A 15,473-nucleotide genomic window follows, 5' to 3' on the forward strand; every position below is an offset into this window, starting at 1 on the left:
CTAAGTGATGTCACGGAACGGCGCGACACTGGCGAAAGGGCGGGCGAATGGCAATGGCAGATATCACGGTGCGCGGCGCGGGCATTTTTGGTCTTTCGATCGCCTGCATCTGCGCCCGGCGCGGCGCAAAGGTTCAGGTGATCGACCCCTTCGGCCCCGGCGCAGGCTCCAGCGGCGGCCTTGTCGGAGCCCTCGCCCCGCATGTGCCGGAAAACTGGAATGCCAAGAAACAATTCCAGTTCGAAAGTCTTTTGATGGCACAAGATTTCTGGCGCGATGTGGAACATGCGGGCGGCGTCTCCCCCGGCTATGGCCGCACCGGCCGTCTGCAGCCCATCAATGACGATCGAGTGCTGGATTTGGCCCGCCAGCGCGAAAGCACCGCTGCCCAGCTTTGGCGCACCGATGCCGGGCAACAGGCCGAATGGCGCATTTGCGCGGCAGAGGAGTTTGGGGGGTGGGCCCCACCCAGTGCCACCGGCCTTGTGATTCACGACACGCTCAGCGCCCGCATGCATCCGCGCCGAGCCTGCGCCGCACTCGTCGCCGCGCTGAAGGCACAGGGTGTGACTGTAGGCGAAGACGGCACCGATCAGGGTCAGGTTGTTCACGCCACCGGCCATGCAGGGCTACTGGACCTGAACCAAACGCTTGGCAAAACCGTGGGGAAAACCATCGGCAACGGCGTCAAAGGACAGGCCGCCCTGCTGCGCCATGATGCCGGAGAGGTTCCCCAGCTGTACGCCGACAGCCTGCACATCATCCCGCATGCGGATGGCACAGTGGCCATCGGCTCCACCAGCGAGCGGGAGTTCGAAAACGGCGCAGAGACGGACGCTCAGCTCGACGACATCCTTGCACGCGCCCGCGCCGCCGTTCCCATTCTCCAAGGCGCCGAGCTCATCGAACGCTGGGCCGGGGTGCGCCCGCGCGCAAGATCCCGGGCGCCAATGCTTGGCCCCTGGCCGGGCCGCAGCCGGCATTTCATCGCCAACGGAGGCTTCAAGATCGGCTTCGGCATGGCCCCCAAGGTCGCCGAGGTCATGGCCGATCTCCTGCTGGACCAGATCGATGCCATCCCTGCAGGCTTCCGCGTCGAAGACAACCTCTGACACCGCCGCCTCTGCCCCACCGTTTCGCTCCGGGTCAAGGGAGGCGCAGCCTGCGCGCATCGCGCGCCTTGCCCTTGAGGCGGAGCGGAACATCCCAAACTGGGACAGGCGCTTTTGAGGGCAGATCTGCCCCTCAAAACGCTTCTCAGCAGATCTTTTCACGCCGCGCAGCGGCGCCGGGCCCAACTGGCAGCGCCCTATTCGCAGAATATGGCCCGGCAGGCGGGAGCCTCCCCCTCATGCGAACTCTGCCGTGGCGCTCATGCATTGTCGTCCATCCGGGCCTCTGACCCACAGATCCTCGCCATTGCGGCAAAACGTAGCCGTTTCAAAATGCATCAATGGCGAGGAAGCGCGAAAGGCAAAGCTGCGCAAGGCCCCCCCCACCTCCTCGGCCAGCAACATCAGGTGTTGCGCCAAAAGCGGACCATGCACCACCAGACCGTCATAGCCTTCGACATCGCGCGCATAGTCGAGATCATAATGGATCCGGTGCCCGTTGAAGGTCAGCGCCGAATAGCGGAACAGCAGCGTCGATGAAAACGCCGCCTCCCGCGCATCACGCTCATCCGTCCGCGCCTCAGGCGGCACCGGTTTTGGCGCCTGTGGGCCCGGATCCTCGCGATAGACAAGATCCTGCCATTCGGTGAGGCACAGCTGTCCTTCCTGCCAGATCTCATGGCGCAGGGTGACAAAGGCCAGCGGCCCGCTGCGCCCGTTTTTATGTTCGGCCTTTTCCAGAACCGAGCGTTTTTCTGCCGGACTGCCGACCCGCAGGGGCGCGTCGAACTGCAACTGCCCCCCAGCCCACATGCGCCGGGGCAGACCCAAATCGGGGATCAGCCCGCCCGTGCCGCCGACCCGCGGATGACCATCGCGGCCCAGTGCCTCGGGCGGCTGCGGGGTCCAGAAGTACAGTTGGTGAAAGAACGGCGGCAGAGCGCTGCCCGCGCTGATATCCGCCTCCTGCCCCAGCGCCACCTGAAACGCTGCAGCGCGGGCCGGATCCATGACATCGGTTTGCCGGACCTCTGGGCTGGTATCGGAGCCAGATTCAGCATGGGGGGCGGGGTTTGTGGGACTGAAATCACTCATCCCGTGACCTTAGCCACGTCTTCGGAAAGGACAAGCCGCCGAAGACCGGGAGGGACGCTGACGCGCCCCAGCCCTTTACGGTTTGATCAGCGCTCGATTTCGCGGCGCAGGTTCTGCATCAGCGTTTCCAGCGTGCCCCGGTAGATCTCGCTTGTCAGCTGGCCGCTTTCGTCGAACTCCTTCGACGAATTGGCCAGATGCACCTCGGGCCCGGACACAAGGCGCGGCTGAAACGGCACCATGAAACCGCGCAGCACCATCTGCGCCCGCTCACCACCCGAGCGGCCACCCGCCGCCGACATGACTGCCACGGGTTTACCCGCCCAGGGCTTGCCCTTGGTGCGGCTGACCCAATCCAGCGCGTTCTTCAGAACCCCAGAGGGGCCTTTGTTATACTCCGGGGTCGAGATCAACACCGCATCCGCCGCAGCGATCTGATCAGCCAAGAGCTGCACCCCGGCAGGCACACCATCGCGATCTTCGTCATCGCCATCGTACAGCGGCAGGTTCAGGTCGCCCTCCACGTGGGAGCAGGCACCGAACAGACGCACCGCCTCCTTCAGCAGCATGCGATTGGTTGCAGCCCCACGCAGGGATCCGGAAAAAGTGAGAAGTAGCGGATCGGACATCAGAACATTCCTTGACTAACACATTGACACTCAAGGCCCTGTCATGGACCTGACTTACCAATAGCTTAAGCAAAGACCGGGATGCCTCATACCCGAGTGACCGCGCAAGTGTTGTGCATCAGCTGGCAAAGCCCGCGCCCGGGGCGCGGAAATGCACAGCCTGCGCGCGTCCTGGCGCAGGTCACCCGGCCTGCCAGGTTCAGCCGCCGGTGGGGATGACGACGATTTCCACCCGCCGGTTCTGCGCCTTGCCAGCTTCGGTCAGATTGCTGGCCACGGGCTGCTCTTCGCCGCGCCCGATGGTGCGGATCCGGTTGTAGGGCACACCGCCAGCCTGGATCTGATCGGCCACGGCATTGGCGCGACGCTCGGACAGGCCCTGATTATAGGCCGCATCCCCGTCACTGTCGGTATGGCCGATAACCTGCACGGTGCTGTTGGGATAGCGCACCAGACTGTCCGCCACTTTCAACAGGTCAGAACGAACCGACGGGCTGATTGCGGAACTGTCGGTGGCAAAGGTCAGATCATTGGGCAGCGATACCACCAGCCTGTCGCCGGTGTTAACGATCGAGATGCCGTCGCTCGAAATCGACTGACGCAACTCGGCTTCCTGCTTGTCCAGTTGGCTGCCGATCAGCCCGCCCGCAATCGCCCCGACCGCAGCGCCGCCCAGAACGGCGCCCGTCTTGTTGCTGGAATTCGAGAGGGCACCGATACCCGCACCCAGAATGCCACCTGCGATCAGGCCCTGCTTCTCCTTGCTGGGCGTACCATCACTGTTCAGCAGTGCCGGATCGGTGCAGGCGCCAAGGCCCAGCGCAACCGTCACTGCCGCAACCGTCGAGAATTTCAAAATCGTCATTTTGCCAACCTTCTTGCCTGTTTCGCGCGCCTCTGTCCGGGCTTGGCTCGTCCTTGCCCGGCGAGGTCTCACGCACCGCTGATTTTATTTGATTATATCATCGCTGCGGCGCTGCTGCTCAAGCGCAGAGTGCAAAACCTAGGCGGTTTGCCGCCCAGTTTCTTCGGCTTCGCCTGTCACAGCTGGAAAGTCCGCTTCTTTCTCCGACGCGCTGTCATCGCGCGCGGCCTCAAAAGCCAGCATCGCGCGTTTGACCGGCACTCCCCAGTGATAGCCGCCGATATCGCCGCCCTTGCGCAGGACCCGGTGGCAGGGAATGAGCCAGCTCATAGGGTTCTTGCCCACAGCCGTCCCCACGGCCCGCACCGCGCGTGGGTTATCAATGGCACGGGCGAGTTCGGAGTATGTGGTGACATGGCCCGACGGGATCCGCAGTAGCGCCTCCCAGACCTTGATCTGCAGCGGCGCGCCCATCATGTGCAGCGCAGCCTCGCCTTTTTGGGCAAAGATCGCCTCGGCCAAGGGGCGCAGCATCATCGGGTCTTCGACATAATCGGCATTTGGCCAGCGCGCGCGCATATCGGCCAGGGTCGGCTCAGCCCCGGTTTCGGCCGCAAAAGCGAGACCACAGATCCCCTTCTCGGTGCCCATGACAAGCGCCAAACCGAATGGACTGTCGAACCACCCCCAACGGATTGTCAGCCCCGCGCCTTTGCGGGCGTATTCACCGGGGCTCATCGCCTCCCAGCGCAGGAACAGATCGTGCAGCCGCCCGGAGCCGGACAGCCCCACCGCGTGGGCCGTTTCAAGGGTTGAAAACCGCTCTTGCAGCAGGCTCTTGGCGTGGCCCAGCCGCAGATACTGCTGATAGCGTTTGGGCGAAACACCAACCCAGGCCGAAAACACCCGCTGGAAATGCGCCGGGCTCATGTTCATGTGAGCGGCCAGCTCTGTAAGACCCAGATCCTCTCCGCCCGCGTCGATCAGCTCAATGGCCCGGCCTATGACGCCATAGTGATAGCTCTGTTCACCCGCTTCGCGCATCTTTCCCTGTTCTCCTGCAAAGGGTCCGGTCACACAGTAGAGCGGACACCGGCGACCGGCGACCCGGAATTTGCGCATTGCGGGGGCCCGAGCGATCTGTTGCAAGCACAACAGCGCCTGCGGCACGATGAAACCATTGGAGTTTTTTCATTTGCGCCCTTCGCCGCAGACCGGCAAAAGGAGCAGCATGGCCAAGCAACTCGACTATCATACACTGCGCGAAATCTTTTCGCGTTTTCAGGCCGCCGAGCCGGAACCCAAGGGCGAATTGGATCACGTCAACGCCTATACGCTGGTGGTGGCCGTCGCCCTGTCGGCGCAGGCGACGGATGCAGGCGTCAACAAGGCAACGCATGAGCTGTTCAAGATCGCCGATACGCCGCAAAAGATGCTCGACCTCGGCGAAGAGGGGCTGATCGAACATATCAAGACGATCGGCCTTTACCGCAACAAAGCCAAGAACGTCATCAAGATGGCCCGCATTCTGGTCGACGACTACGGCGGCGAGGTGCCCAATTCCCGCGCCGCATTGCAATCCCTGCCCGGTGTCGGCCGCAAGACCGCCAATGTGGTTCTGAACATGTGGTGGCATTACCCGGCACAGGCAGTGGATACGCATATCTTTCGGGTCGGCAACCGCTCGGGCATCTGCCCGGGCAAGGATGTGGACGCGGTCGAACGCGCCATCGAAGACAATATTCCGGTCGATTTCCAGCAGCATGCCCATCACTGGCTGATCCTGCACGGCCGCTATCACTGCAAGGCACGCAAGCCGATGTGCGGCACCTGCATCATCCGCGACCTGTGCCAATATGAGGACAAGAATCTATGAAGACCTACCAGATTGTCGGCATCGGCAATGCCGTCGTCGATGTGATCAGCCAATGCGATGACAGCTTTCTCGATCACATGGGGATCGAGAAAGGCATCATGCAGTTGATCGAACGGGATCGCGGCGAAGTGCTTTATGGTGCGATGGAAGGCCGCGTGCAAACCCCCGGTGGCTCGGTCGCCAATACCATTGCCGGTGCAGGTGCGCTTGGCATCGATGCGGCCTTTATCGGGCGCGTGCATGACGATGCTCTGGGCCGGTTCTACGCCGATGCGATGAACGAAGATGGCGTCGATTTCGTCAACCCGCCGGTCCCGGGTGGCGAGCTGCCGACATCGCGCTCGATGATCTTTGTCTCCCCGGACGGTGAGCGATCGATGAACACCTATCTTGGCATCTCCTCCGAACTCAGCTCTGCAGATGTGCCGAACGAGGTGGCCGGTCAGACCCAGATCATGTTCCTTGAGGGCTATCTCTTTGACAAGGACAAGGGCAAGACCGCCTTCATGGAGGCCGCCCGCGATTGCCGCAAGGGTGGCGGCAAGCCCGGTATCGCCATCTCCGATCCTTTCTGCGTCGAACGCCACCGCGCCGATTTCCTGTCGCTGATCGAGAATGAACTGGAATTCGTGATCGGCAACGAAGCCGAAATCCGCTCGCTGTTTGAAACCGAAGATCTGGAGGAGGCCCTGGCCAAGACCGCCGCAATCTGTCCGCTGGTGGTCTGCACCCGCTCCGGCGACGGGGTTTCGGTGATTGCGGGCGAGACCCGCATCGATGTTCCGGTCACCAAGGTCGTGCCCGTCGATGCTACCGGTGCTGGCGATCAGTTCGCGGCCGGGTTCCTCTTCGGTCTGGCAACGGGCCGCGATCTGGAGACCTGCGCCAAGATCGGCAACATCTGCGCCGCCGAGGTGATCAGCCATATCGGCCCGCGTCCCGAAAAGGACATGCGCGCGGTGCTGCAGGCCGAAGGGCTGCTCTAAGTCACAGAGCCAAATCCGTGGGCGGGAAAACTCCCGCCCATCGAATATGCCCCAAGGGGCACTCCCTTTCGTCGGGCTTAGGACGCAAGGGCATTAGCCCGCGCAGGGCCTCAATCGCTTCCGGCCGAGATCAATGCCTTGGACAGCAAGTCTTTGAACTGGTCCAGCTCCTCTGCCTTTAGCCCTTTAAGCAGCCCCGACTGGGTGGCCACATGCGCCTCCAGGGCCTCGTCGATCAGCGCACCGCCCTTTTCGGTTAAGGCAATCAGGAAACTGCGGCTGTCCGCCGGGTTCACCTTGCGGCGCACCAGCCCGTCCGCCTCCAGCCGGTCAATCCGGTTGGTCATCGTGCCCGAAGCCACCATCGTCGCCTTCAAGAGATCCCCTGGAGACAATTCATATGGCGCGCCCGCCCGGCGCAGTGTCGCCAGCACGTCGAATTTGGCGGCGTTGAGACCAAAACGTTGAAACGTCCTCTGCATCTCTGCCTGATAGGCAAGATAAAGGCGCCCCACCCGGCCGATTATTCCCATGGCGGACACATCAAGGTCCGGCCGCTCCCGTTCCCATTGCTGGGTGACAAAATCCACATGATCCATCTTTCCTGTTTTGCGGAGAGACATCTTGACGTCAAGATTAAATATTGTTACTTCGATGTCGAGATAATTTTGGAGAAGACCCCATGCTGTCCCGCGACCTCTTTCTGACCGCGCTGGCCCCTGCCATTTGGGGCAGCAGCTATATCGTGACGACCAACCTCTTGCCCGGTCATTCACCCTTTGTCGTGGCGCTACTGCGCGCCTTGCCGGCGGGGCTGTTGCTGCTCCTCTTCGTGCGCAGGCTGCCACCGCTCAACTGGGTGCCAAAGCTCATGGTGCTTGGCGCGCTGAATTTCTCTCTGTTCTGGAGCTTCCTGTTCCTGTCCGCCTACCGCCTGCCCGGCGGGGTGGCTGCGACCCTGGGCGCGATACAGCCGCTGGTCGTGGTCTTCCTGTCGGCGCTGGTTCTGCAATCGCCCATCAGGCCTGCGTCGCTCCTGGCCGCGGCGCTCAGCATCGCAGGGGTTGCCCTGCTGGTGCTGACGCCCGCGGCAAAGCTGGACATGATCGGAGTTCTGGCAGGCCTTGCTGGCGCCCTGTCGATGGCGGCCGGGGTTGTGCTGACCCGCAAATGGCAGCCGCCGGTGCCGCCCCTAACCTTTACCGCCTGGCAGCTGACTGCAGGGGGTATCCTGCTGATGCCCGTCACACTTTGGGCAGTGCCGGAAATGCCCACATTCACCGCAGAGAACATCCTTGGCCTCGCCTATATGAGCCTGATCGGCGGCGCGCTGACCTATATTCTGTGGTTCCGGGGCTTGTCGCGCATCGAACCCTCAGCCGTATCGCTTCTGGGGGTGCTCAGCCCGCTGACCGCCGTCATCCTGGGCTGGCTCTGGATGCAGGAAACCCTCAGCATCTACCAGCTGACCGGCGCCATCTTCGCCCTGTTCAGCGTCTGGTTGGGTCAGGCTGCAACCAAACCGGCACGCCCGCGCCCCGCGCCTGCGGAGTGACCCCGTCTGCTACTGCGGCGCCAGAGGCACACAGGCCTTGCCGCGGTGGCAGTCCAGCACCTGCTTGCGAAAGCTGTGCACATCGCCGCCAAAGGCAAAGCTGCCGCAGGGATCGAAACGGACGATCAGGTCCCTGCCCCGCTGTTCGGCAAAAATCAGATACTCAACACCGGATTTGGCCTTGCCGCACCACGGCCCCATGCATTGCACCTCGATCACCACATCGGCGCGCACGGCTTGATCGAAATCCCGTGCCCCCAGAAGGTCCCCGTTGAAACTTCCGCGAAACTGGGTGACCGGCGGGGCCGCATTGGGGTTTCCGGCAGGCGGTCGTGGCAGGCGACGTTCATCAAAAGACAGGCGACCCTGCAGGATTGCGTAGGAGCGGTTGGAATTCGCCGCCGCAAGATAGGCCTCCGGAACGCCCCAGGGCACACAGCTGAGCGCGGAAGCAGAGGTGGCAGTGCCGAACGCCACACAGGATACAAACAACGACGCCGCCCGGCGAACCAGCTTGGGAAGTCGTACCATTCTATAAGTACCTTTCGAATTCCTCGACCACCCGCGCATAGACCTCGCGCTTAAAGGGGACGATCTTCTCCACCAGATGCTCTACCGGCTGCCAGCACCAGGCGGAAAATTCCGGATGTTCGGTGTCGATTCTGATCTGATCGTCGCTGCCCAGAAACCGCATCAGGTACCATTTCTGCTCTTGCCCGCGATAACGCCCCCCCCAGAAGCTGGGCACCACGTCATGTGGCAGATCATAGGGCAGCCAGCCTTCCGATTCGGCTACAATCTCGACCAGAGAGGGCAGAACGCCGGTTTCTTCCTCCAGCTCCCGCAGCGCCGCGGTGCGCGGGTCCTCACCCTCGTCGATCCCGCCCTGCGGCATCTGCCAGGCATCCTTGTAGCGATCCGCGCGCTGTCCGACAAAGACCTCCCCGTCGGCGTTTATCATCATCACGCCGACGTTGCGGCGATAGGGCAGCTTGGCGATGTCTTCCGGTGTCATTGGCATTCCCTGGGTCTGTTCCCGGCGATTAGACCTGCTGCCGCCGGGGCACGCAAGGGGGTGACGCCGCGTTGACAGGTGACAAACGCCCGCCGTGGCGCGATCCTGCCCGGCAAACGATAGGGAGAGTGTCATGACTGCGTACCCAAACCTTCTGGCGCCGCTGGATCTTGGCTTTACCACGCTGAAAAACCGCGTGCTGATGGGGTCCATGCATACGGGCCTTGAGGAGACCCGCGACTGGAACCGGGTGGCGGAATTCTACGCCGAACGCGCAAGGGGCGGCGTTGCCCTGATGGTGACCGGCGGCATCGGCCCCAACCTCGAAGGCTCGGTCCTGCCCGGGGCCGCGATGATGACCACCGAAGAGGACGTGAAGAACCACAGCATTGTCACGGACCGCGTGCACACGGCAGGCGGCAAGATCGCCATGCAAATCCTGCACGCCGGGCGCTATGCCTATGGGCCAAAATGCGTGGCGCCCAGCGCCATCAAATCGCCGATCTCGCCCTTCCCGCCGACCGAGCTGGACGAGGACGGGATCGAGAAACAAATCTCGGACATCGTGAATGCAGCCCGGCTGGCAAAAGAGGCTGGCTATGACGGGGTCGAGATCATGGGCTCCGAAGGGTATTTCCTGAACCAGTTCTTGGTCACCCATACCAACAAACGCACCGACCGCTGGGGCGGATCTTATGAAAACCGCATGCGCCTGCCGATCGAGGTGGTGCGCCGCACCCGCGAAGCGGTCGGCAGTGATTTCATCATCATCTATCGCCTGTCGATGATCGATCTGGTGCCCGATGGCTCGACCCATGATGAAGTGGTGCAGCTGGCGCAGAAGATTGAGCAGGCAGGCGCTACGATCATCAACACTGGCATCGGCTGGCACGAGGCCCGCATTCCCACCATCGCCACATCGGTGCCGCGCGCGGCCTTTGCCTGGGTCACCAAGAAACTGATGGGCAAGGTTTCCATCCCCGTCGTCACCTCGAACCGGATCAACACGCCCGAGGTTGCCGAGGATGTTCTGGCAACCGGCTGCGCCGACATGGTGTCGATGGCCCGCCCGCTGCTTGCGGATGCGCATTTCGTGTCCAAGGCCGAAGCCGGGCAAGCCAGCCATATCGCGCCCTGCATCGCCTGCAATCAGGCCTGTCTGGATCACACGTTCGGGGGCAAACTGACCTCCTGCCTGGTGAACCCGCAGGCCTGCCACGAGACCGAACTGGTGATCGAAAAGGCCGCTACGCCCAAAACTGTCGCCATCGTTGGCGCTGGTCCTGCGGGCCTGTCCACGGCCCTTACCGCCGCCCAGCGAGGACACAAGGTGACGCTGTTTGACAAGGCGGATGAAATCGGTGGCCAGCTCAACATGGCCAAGCAAGTGCCCGGAAAAGAAGAGTTCTGGGGGCTGGTGGACTGGTACCGCGCCATGGTCGCAGATGCCGGTATCTCGCTGGAGCTGGGCCGCGAGGCCCAAGCCGAGGATCTGACCGGGTTTGACGAGGTGGTGATCGCAACCGGCGTCATCCCGCGCGATCCGGGTATACCCGGGCAGGACCGCGACAACGTACTGAGCTATATCGATGTGCTGCGGGGCAAGGCCCCGGTGGGTGAGCACGTCGCAGTGATCGGCGCGGGCGGGATTGGTTTTGATGTCTCCGAATACCTGCTGCACGAAGGTACCAGCCCGACCACAGATCTGCCGCTGTGGATGAAGGAATGGGGCGTCACCGATCCGGCCGAGCATCGCTCAGGCCTCGCCCCCGAAGGGCCGCAGCCCGAGGCACCGGCCCGCCACGTCACCCTGCTGCAGCGCAAAGCGGAGCGTCACGGCAAAAGGCTCGGCAAGACCACCGGCTGGATCCACCGCGCTGCGCTGAAGATGAAGGAGGTCGAATTCGTCGGCGGCGTGAACTATGAGCGGATCGACGATGCGGGCCTGTACGTCAGCTTTGGCGAGGCACGGGAAAACCCGACCGTGATCCCGGCCGACACCATCGTGCTTTGCGCGGGTCAGCTTTCGGAACGCACGCTGGCCGATGCGCTGGCGGCGAAAGGCATCACCGCCCATGTGATCGGTGGCGCCGATGTCGCAGCGGAACTCGATGCCAAACGGGCGATCAACCAAGGCACCCGCCTCGCCGCCACCCTATGACGGGTCCGGCAGGTCACGATCAGCAGCGGTGCGCTCCCGCATCCGCTGGCAGCCCGATTGCACCGCCTCCCTTGGCGGCCTTGGGCGTGCACCGCGCGATGCGCGGTGCCACGCCCAACGGGAGCTGGTCTTTTTCAAAAGGCCAGGCGACAGGCGGGAGGAACGCGCCTCTCGTTGCTATGATGGCTCGCCTCTCCAAGCCTCAAGCGGATCGGAAATCCTGTCCTACAGGCGCATTCTACCGCCTGTTCAGCCGTGCACCTCAAGGCTGTCTTCAGGTGCCTGATCGCGCTCTTCCATACCATAGTCCCGGATCACCCCGGCCACGCGCAGGCGATACCCGGCAAAGAGATTGTCGCGTCCCTGTTTCTGTGCGCCCCGATGTTCAGACAGTGCGCGCCAGCGCGCCACCGCCTCTTCATCCTCCCAGAAGGACAGCGACAGCAGCTTTTCGGGGTTTGTCAGGCTCTGAAACCGTTCGACCGAGATGAAGCCCTCCATATCCTCCAGCAGATCCCGCATCCGGGCTGCGACCTGCAGATAAGGCTCCTTCTTACCCGCTGCCGGTGTGACTTCGAAAATTACCGCGATCATGCGCTGTCTCCATGTGGTTCAGAAACCCGTTTGAGCCACGTCCTGTCCTCGCGGACAAGGAATTTCTCCCGCTGGGCAAGTGCGTAGTTCTCCCGCCCCAGAGGATCCTCGGCCAGACGGGCGCGGTAGTTTTCATAGGCGGCAAGACTGTCCACGTTATAGATCCCGTAGGCCAGCGTTGACGACCCTTCGTGCGGTGCGAAATATCCGATCAGGTCAGCGCCACAGCGCGGGATCGCCTGCCCCCAATTGCGGGCGTATTGCGCAAAATTATCATGCTGGGTGGGATCGATGTGATAACGGATGACGCAGGTCAGCATGGGAAACTCCTCTTGAGATCGTGATTGGATGGCAGGGATTTACCGCCCCCTGCCCGACAAAGGCTTCGGTGCGGAGCGAAGCATCGCCTTTTGTCCAGCCCCCGGCCCCTCCCGCGCCTCAGGATTTCGTTTCGCAAGCGTAAACGATGCAGTAAAAACCCCGCAATTATCCCAAGCTCGCCCCGTTCTTGCCCGAATTGCCCGTCAAAACCTGAGGTCAGACAACAGGACGAGGACGGGCAACGATGGATCGACTGACCGAAATGGAGGCCTTCGCAAATGTTGTGGACCAGGGCGGGTTCACCGATGCGGCGCGCAAGATGGGGATCTCCAAATCCGCTGTCTCCAAACACGTTTCCAGCCTCGAAGCCCGGCTTGGCGCACGTCTTCTGAACCGCACAACCCGGCGGGTGTCACCCACCGAAATCGGGCTGGCCTATTACGACCGGGCGCGGCGCGTCCTGAATGATGCTGGCGAAGCCGATGCGCTGGTGACCTCGATGCAATCCGCACCTTCGGGCCTGTTGCGGATCTCGGTCGCCACCGATTTCGGCGTCAATCACCTGTCGCCGGTCCTGTCCGAATTCCTGCGCGATTTCCCCGAGATCACCGTCAACATGGTGCTGAACAACCGCTATGTCGAACTGATCTCGGAAGGTTTTGATATGGCGCTGCGGATCGGCGAGCTGGAAGACAGCTCGCTCAGAGCCCGCAAGCTGACCGAAACCACCAAACGTATGATCGCCTCGCCCGCCTATCTGGAGCAATACGGGCGGCCGCAAAAGATCGACGATCTGAACACCCACAAGCTTCTGCATTATTCCAACCAGTCGAGTGGCAATGTCTGGAAGATCACCGCCCCTTCTGGCGAGAAACGTCAGGTTCGCACGACCGGCTGGCTGTCGGTGAACGACGGGCAATCGCTTCTGAATGCGGCCATCTCTGGCCTCGGCATCGCCTACCTGCCCAGCTACCTCTACTCGGAAGCCATGTCAGAAGGGTTGATCGAAGACGTGATGCCCAACCTGCCGGTCGAAACTCTGGGCATCTATGCCGTCTACCCGCCTGGGAAATTCACCCAGCCCAAGGTGCGCGCCTTCATTGATTTCCTTGTCCATGCCTTTGCCGACCGCGACCCGGTGAAGTGGTGACTGGCCCCTGAAACACACGACCCTCCCTCGTGAAACTGCCCCCCGCACACTGCGGGGGGCTCTTTTGTCTTGGGAACAAGGTCTCAGATCTCGATCACCAGATGCGGCGTCCCGTCCGAGGTCCGCTCCCGCGAGGTGCCCGAGGGACCGACCGTGCCCCGGATCCGTTTGCGGAAGTTCGAGAAACTGTCGAATGTGACCACGTCGACCGCCTCGTCGAAATCCAGTTCCAGCCGGAACCAACCGGGTCGCAGCATCTCGACCGCCAGCACCGTCGCCGCGAAGGGCTGCGACAGATAGGTCCCCTCGATCCGCCCACCGGGGGTGAAACCCTCTGGCGGCCGGTTACCCATCGCGGCGTGGAAAGTATTCCAATCGCGAAACCCATGCTGCCGGGCGACCAGTTCAAGGCTCTGACTGTGGCTGATCTCGCGCCCTTCGGCCTCCAGCCCGGTGCGCAGACGTTTGGCCTGCGCCTTGGCTTCGACCAGTGTCGGAAGTGTTGCGCTCATGACCGCGCCTCCTCTGTTGACGTGAATACCCCCCAGTTCAGCTGGGTGCTGCGCGCGCGGGCCCACAGGACCCAGACCGCCAACAGCAGCAGAAGGACCTCGGCCGACGGCCCCGCCCACCATATCGCCATTTCACCAAACCACAGCGGCAGGGCAAAGGTCAGCGGAATGGCAAATGCGAATGGCTTTGTCAGGCTCAGCACCGCCGCCCGGCGGGCATCGCCGATGGCCTGGAAATGGGCCGCCAGCATCATCAGAGGTCCCGACAGGACAAACAAGGCCAGCATCACCGGCATGATCCCTGCCACCTTTGCAACCACAGCAGGGTCGGTCACAAAGGCCGCTGCGATCTGAGGTGCAAACAGGCTGAACACCGCCTGCACAGACAGGCAGAACCCCAGTGCCACCAGAACGGCGATCTGCAGACTGTTATCACTGCGCTGCCACAGCCCCGCGCCAAAGTTGTTGCCGGTGATCGTCTGCATCGCTTGCGACACCCCCAAGAGCGGCAGGAAGCCAAAGGTGACGACCCGCGTCACGATTCCATAGGCTGTGACCGTAACCTCGTAGTCCGAACTGCCCACCATCTGCAAAGCTGTCAGGATCGCCGAGGAGCCAAGCGCGATACCAATAAAGCCAAGGCTTTGCGGAGCGCCCAGCGCCAGAATGCGCCCGCTGCCCTGTAGGATTACGTTGCGCAGCACCATGACCGGATGCAGCAGGGTGCCACGGCTGTGACGATAGGCAAGGATCACGCCCAGCGCCAAAAGCTGCGCCTCGACCGTGCCATAGGCCGAACCGGCAACGCCAAGATCCAGCACCGCGATCATCAGGTAGTTGAAACCGATATTGCCTATCGACACCAGCAGGCTCATCGCGGCCATCATGCCCACATGCCCCTCGTTGCGCAGGGCGTCAGAATTGACCGCCAGCACAAAGGTCAGCGGCGTGGCAAAGATCAGGATGCCAAGATAGCTGGCCGACAATTCGGCAAGCGCGCTGTCGCCGCCGGTGACCAGCCAGATCAGCTGCCCACCCAGGCCAAGGTAAAGCAGGATCAGTATGCCCCCCACGACTAGGGCCAGCCAATGCGCAGCGGCATAGATACGCTCGGCCTCATCAAAGCGGGAGCCGCCAAGGTGGCGGGCCAGAAGGCTCGACATGCCGGCAGAGACCAGCGTGGCGCAGGCCACGATCAGCATGTAAAACGGAAACACCACGGTGACCGCCGCCAGCGCCTGCGGGCCAACGAAATGCCCCAGAAACAGGGCATCGGCGACCGTCAGAAGGCCGTTCATGCTCATGACGAATATGATGGGTATCGCGGTTTTCGCGAAAATGACCGGCAATCGCCCGGTCAGAAATGTATTGGGAGTCGGATCTTGCATCGCTCTGAAGCCCTCATGCGTCGATCTCGCTCAATGGATGGGACCCGCGTTACCACCCGCGCGAGACGCGGAGAAGGTGACAGAAACAATAGCAATAAACAGAACTTCACCTCGACGAGTACACGTCTGCGGGGGGCGGGCGTCTGCGGCCTGCCCTTGGGGTAGAGCAGGCTTTTGCGCCGGTCAAGCCCTTTTCCGGTGGCCAGTGATGGCC

17 protein-coding genes are annotated in these 15,473 nt (G+C 62.4%); 6 read left to right on the forward strand and 11 right to left on the reverse strand.

Features of this window, described 5'->3' with window-relative positions:
- Positions 1-47 precede the first annotated feature (47 nt).
- Complete coding sequence (locus JL2886_RS07020) at positions 48-1,112, forward strand: NAD(P)/FAD-dependent oxidoreductase (protein ID WP_065271357.1); 1,065 nt, start codon at positions 48-50, stop codon at positions 1,110-1,112.
- 237 nt (positions 1,113-1,349) lie between these two features.
- Here JL2886_RS07020 and JL2886_RS07025 read toward each other — a convergent pair whose 3' ends face one another.
- The 4 genes from JL2886_RS07025 to JL2886_RS07040 form a co-directional block, all read right to left on the reverse strand.
- On the reverse strand, positions 1,350-2,207 hold the full coding sequence (locus tag JL2886_RS07025) for an FAS1-like dehydratase domain-containing protein (protein WP_420480634.1): 858 nt from the start codon (positions 2,205-2,207) through the stop codon (positions 1,350-1,352).
- Positions 2,208-2,293: 86 nt separating this feature from the next.
- Positions 2,294-2,836, reverse strand: a complete 543-nt coding sequence (locus tag JL2886_RS07030) for an NADPH-dependent FMN reductase (protein ID WP_065271358.1) — start codon at positions 2,834-2,836, stop codon at positions 2,294-2,296.
- A 199-nt stretch (positions 2,837-3,035) separates the two neighbouring features.
- Complete coding sequence (locus tag JL2886_RS07035) at positions 3,036-3,701, reverse strand: OmpA family protein (RefSeq protein WP_065271359.1); 666 nt, start codon at positions 3,699-3,701, stop codon at positions 3,036-3,038.
- A gap of 138 nt (positions 3,702-3,839) precedes the next feature.
- Entirely contained in the window at positions 3,840-4,745 is a 906-nt protein-coding gene (locus JL2886_RS07040; RefSeq protein ID WP_065271360.1) for a methylated-DNA--[protein]-cysteine S-methyltransferase, read from the reverse strand.
- A 187-nt stretch (positions 4,746-4,932) separates the two neighbouring features.
- On the opposite strand from JL2886_RS07040, the gene nth reads away from it, so the two are divergent.
- Together nth and JL2886_RS07050 are read left to right on the forward strand one after the other, a co-directional pair.
- Positions 4,933-5,577 carry an endonuclease III gene (gene nth / locus JL2886_RS07045; RefSeq protein WP_065271361.1) on the forward strand — a complete coding sequence of 215 codons (645 nt, stop codon included), beginning with the start codon at positions 4,933-4,935 and terminating at the stop codon, positions 5,575-5,577.
- On the forward strand, positions 5,574-6,563 hold the full coding sequence (locus JL2886_RS07050; protein WP_065271362.1) for an adenosine kinase: 990 nt from the start codon (positions 5,574-5,576) through the stop codon (positions 6,561-6,563). Before nth ends, JL2886_RS07050 begins: the two co-directional genes overlap by 4 nt.
- Positions 6,564-6,673: 110 nt before the next feature.
- Here JL2886_RS07050 and JL2886_RS07055 read toward each other — a convergent pair whose 3' ends face one another.
- Entirely contained in the window at positions 6,674-7,162 is a 489-nt protein-coding gene (locus JL2886_RS07055) for a MarR family winged helix-turn-helix transcriptional regulator (RefSeq protein ID WP_065271363.1), read from the reverse strand.
- 83 nt (positions 7,163-7,245) lie between these two features.
- On the opposite strand from JL2886_RS07055, the gene JL2886_RS07060 reads away from it, so the two are divergent.
- Positions 7,246-8,118, forward strand: a complete 873-nt coding sequence (locus tag JL2886_RS07060) for an EamA family transporter (RefSeq protein WP_065271364.1) — start codon at positions 7,246-7,248, stop codon at positions 8,116-8,118.
- A gap of 9 nt (positions 8,119-8,127) precedes the next feature.
- Here the strand turns inward: JL2886_RS07060 and JL2886_RS07065 are convergent, their stop codons facing one another.
- On the reverse strand, positions 8,128-8,649 hold the full coding sequence (locus tag JL2886_RS07065; RefSeq protein ID WP_133245362.1) for a hypothetical protein: 522 nt from the start codon (positions 8,647-8,649) through the stop codon (positions 8,128-8,130).
- Position 8,650: 1 nt separating this feature from the next.
- Positions 8,651-9,133, reverse strand: coding sequence for an RNA pyrophosphohydrolase (locus JL2886_RS07070; protein WP_065271365.1), 483 nt, complete (start codon positions 9,131-9,133; stop codon positions 8,651-8,653).
- A 133-nt stretch (positions 9,134-9,266) separates the two neighbouring features.
- Here JL2886_RS07070 and JL2886_RS07075 point away from each other — a divergent pair, with 133 nt between their 5' ends.
- Positions 9,267-11,294, forward strand: a complete 2,028-nt coding sequence (locus tag JL2886_RS07075) for an NADPH-dependent 2,4-dienoyl-CoA reductase (RefSeq protein WP_065271366.1) — start codon at positions 9,267-9,269, stop codon at positions 11,292-11,294.
- Between the two features lie 249 nt (positions 11,295-11,543).
- Here JL2886_RS07075 and JL2886_RS07080 read toward each other — a convergent pair whose 3' ends face one another.
- Both JL2886_RS07080 and JL2886_RS07085 read right to left on the reverse strand, forming a co-directional pair.
- The gene (locus tag JL2886_RS07080) at positions 11,544-11,888 is read right to left on the reverse strand and encodes an antibiotic biosynthesis monooxygenase family protein (RefSeq protein WP_065271367.1); all 345 of its coding nucleotides are present in this window, start codon (positions 11,886-11,888) and stop codon (positions 11,544-11,546) included.
- The gene (locus tag JL2886_RS07085; RefSeq protein WP_065271368.1) at positions 11,885-12,208 is read right to left on the reverse strand and encodes an NIPSNAP family protein; all 324 of its coding nucleotides are present in this window, start codon (positions 12,206-12,208) and stop codon (positions 11,885-11,887) included. Before JL2886_RS07085 ends, JL2886_RS07080 begins: the two co-directional genes overlap by 4 nt.
- A gap of 245 nt (positions 12,209-12,453) precedes the next feature.
- On the opposite strand from JL2886_RS07085, the gene JL2886_RS07090 reads away from it, so the two are divergent.
- Positions 12,454-13,359 (forward strand): LysR family transcriptional regulator, encoded by a 906-nt coding sequence (locus JL2886_RS07090; protein ID WP_065271369.1) that lies wholly within the window; start codon positions 12,454-12,456, stop codon positions 13,357-13,359.
- A gap of 83 nt (positions 13,360-13,442) precedes the next feature.
- Here the strand turns inward: JL2886_RS07090 and JL2886_RS07095 are convergent, their stop codons facing one another.
- Both JL2886_RS07095 and JL2886_RS07100 read right to left on the reverse strand, forming a co-directional pair.
- A complete protein-coding gene (locus JL2886_RS07095) occupies positions 13,443-13,871 on the reverse strand; it encodes a glyoxalase superfamily protein (protein ID WP_065271370.1) in 429 nt (142 codons plus the stop codon).
- Positions 13,868-15,259 carry an MATE family efflux transporter gene (locus tag JL2886_RS07100; protein WP_065271371.1) on the reverse strand — a complete coding sequence of 464 codons (1,392 nt, stop codon included), beginning with the start codon at positions 15,257-15,259 and terminating at the stop codon, positions 13,868-13,870. The genes JL2886_RS07095 and JL2886_RS07100 overlap by 4 nt, the downstream gene beginning before the upstream one ends.
- Between the last annotated feature and the right edge of the window lie 214 nt (positions 15,260-15,473).

Source organism: Phaeobacter gallaeciensis, assembly GCF_001678945.1.
In the GTDB taxonomy this organism is placed as follows: domain Bacteria; phylum Pseudomonadota; class Alphaproteobacteria; order Rhodobacterales; family Rhodobacteraceae; genus Phycobacter; species Phycobacter gallaeciensis_A.